Origin of the sequence: Nostoc sp. CCY0012, assembly GCF_963920855.1 — a bacterium.
Classification (GTDB): Bacteria; Cyanobacteriota; Cyanobacteriia; order Cyanobacteriales; family Nostocaceae; genus Cyanocohniella.
The window spans coordinates 1-2,035 of the sequence record NZ_CAWUDM010000220.1; the positions used below are offsets into that span (position 1 = coordinate 1).

Here is a 2,035-nt window from a genome sequence, read left to right on the forward strand (position 1 = left end):
TTTTCTTTGTTATGTCAAGTTTTCTCTATACCAAATTAGATGAGCTTACCCTGATTGGATATGTCGATAAAAATGGTAATTCTCCTGTTAATAATTCATATAAAGTAACGCCTAAACTATAAAAATCTGTGCGATAATCTATCCCCCGATTCATTCTGCCAGTTTGTTCAGGAGAAATATAACTCAAAGTGCCTTCTAAGACATTAGAATTTTGTAGTTGTGGGGTTTCTCTTGGTAGTAGAGATGCAATACTAAAGTCAATTAATTTAATTTGTTTAGTTTCCGGATGAATTAGGATATTGGCAGGTTTAATATCTTTATGAATAACTCGGTGACGGTGTAGTGCTTCTAGGGTTGTAGCTATGGCTATGGCAATATTGAGAAAATCACTCAGAGAAAATTTCTGATTTCCTACTCCCCATTCTTTTAGGGAAATACCACCAAAATCCTCCATAACTAAGGCGTAACCATTGCGGTATGGCTCTAGGCTAAGGGGTTTGATAATGCCTGGTATATCTAAATTTTTGGTGATGGTGTACTGATTACGGAATTGAACAATTTCGCCAAAGGTGGGATATTCATTCCGCATCATTTTGATTACTACTGATTTCTGGTCACTTTCACGGTTCCATCGGTATACTAAAGTGCGTATACCTGAGTAAAGTCGTTCTGTGATGGAGTAACCAGAAATTGTCATAGTGTTATTACTCAATACCATATTCGTTGGTTAAAATATAACTTTTTAAGTGCAATACTTAAGTTAATTTTGCCCAGAAACAACGAGTCAATAACACAGAGTAATCTTGATGTGTCTAGCTTTAAATACCTACTAAACTTAGGTTTGGTAATATACCAAATTTGTAATTAATTCGCCGCGCATTACGGTTACTGCTTGTCCAGAAAGAAACACGCGATCGCCTCCTGGATACCTTACCTTGACTACGCCACCGCGACGGGATGCTTGATAAGCTAAAAACTCATCTTTACCCAGGCGATCGCGCCAGAAAGCCGCCAAGCAACAATGAGCCGCCCCAGTCACAGGATCTTCATCAATGCCTAAACCTGGTGCAAAGAAGCGAGAAACAAAATCATATTCAGAATCAGGCTTACTTTGGCTAGTGACAATCACTTCAGCCATAGGTAAAGTTTTGAGTAATTGAAAATTCGGCTGCATTTGTCGCACTAAATCTTCAGACTCCACCTCGACTAAATACCCCAAAGAATTTTTCAGCACAGATTTACAAGGTACACCTAAAGCCTTGCTCAGTTGTGGAGGCGCAATGGTTTCTTGTGAGTGATTTACCGGAAAATCTAACTCAATCCAATCACCCAGACGCTTGGCAATCAAAACACCGCTTTTAGTATAAAACCGGGCAACTTCATCAGGTAACAAATGCCCTTGCGACCAAAGTACATGGGCGCTAGCCAAAGTTGCATGACCACAAAGCGGCACTTCTACCGCAGGTGTAAACCAACGCAGACTAAAACCATCATCTTGTTTTACTAAAAAAGCCGTCTCAGATAAATTCATCTCCTGAGCGACATTTTGCATCCAATCATCAGCTTGAGACTCAGACAAAACACAGACAGCCGCCGGATTCCCCGCAAAAGGTTTATCAGTAAAAGCATCAACTTGAGTAATAATCTGTCCCATAAAATCGCCCAGAAGCTATTGATTTCTGCAAGCCGCACACTCGTGACTTCTAGTCATGAGTTAGGCGCTCTATATTTCTATATTTAGAGTAGTATAGGATAACAGATTATGGTAAAATTATTTAGACGATATATTAAAACTTAAAATGCAAAAAGCGTTTAAAGTTACACTCATCCCTAACCATAACCAGCAAGTCTTAATTAACAAGACCATTGGTTGTGCAAGGTTTGTGTATAATCGCTTTCTAGCATTAAGACAGGAGTTATATAACACCGAGAAGAAAACATTAAACTATCATGCATGTAGTCAGCAACTGACTTTACTAAACAATACTGTAGCCAAAAAAAGAGTATAAAAAAAAGGGCTGATGTAGTAGAGTTA

Annotated in this window: 2 protein-coding genes and 1 pseudogene; 1 reads left to right on the plus strand and 2 read right to left on the minus strand. The window is 38.7% G+C overall.

Going from position 1 to position 2,035, the window contains the following annotated elements; genetic code table 11:
• Positions 1-46 precede the first annotated feature (46 nt).
• Together ACM0OS_RS28780 and ACM0OS_RS28785 are read right to left on the minus strand one after the other, a co-directional pair.
• A pseudogene (locus ACM0OS_RS28780) lies at positions 47-718 on the minus strand (serine/threonine protein kinase); the annotation flags it as partial.
• 117 nt (positions 719-835) lie between these two features.
• The gene (locus ACM0OS_RS28785; RefSeq protein ID WP_414546589.1) at positions 836-1,654 is read right to left on the minus strand and encodes a PhzF family phenazine biosynthesis protein; all 819 of its coding nucleotides are present in this window, start codon (positions 1,652-1,654) and stop codon (positions 836-838) included.
• A 145-nt stretch (positions 1,655-1,799) separates the two neighbouring features.
• Between ACM0OS_RS28785 and ACM0OS_RS28790 the strand changes: the two genes are divergently transcribed.
• Positions 1,800-2,009, plus strand: a complete 210-nt coding sequence (locus ACM0OS_RS28790; protein ID WP_414546590.1) for a helix-turn-helix domain-containing protein — start codon at positions 1,800-1,802, stop codon at positions 2,007-2,009.
• Positions 2,010-2,035: the final 26 nt, after the last annotated feature.

What these genes read in the sequence shown, in the direction of transcription:
- ACM0OS_RS28790 (WP_414546590.1), top strand. Translation starts at nt 1,800, where the DNA reads ATGCAAAAAGCGTTTAAAGTTACACTCATCCCTAACCATAACCAGCAA.
- ACM0OS_RS28785 (WP_414546589.1), bottom strand. Translation starts at nt 1,654, where the DNA reads ATGGGACAGATTATTACTCAAGTTGATGCTTTTACTGATAAACCTTTT.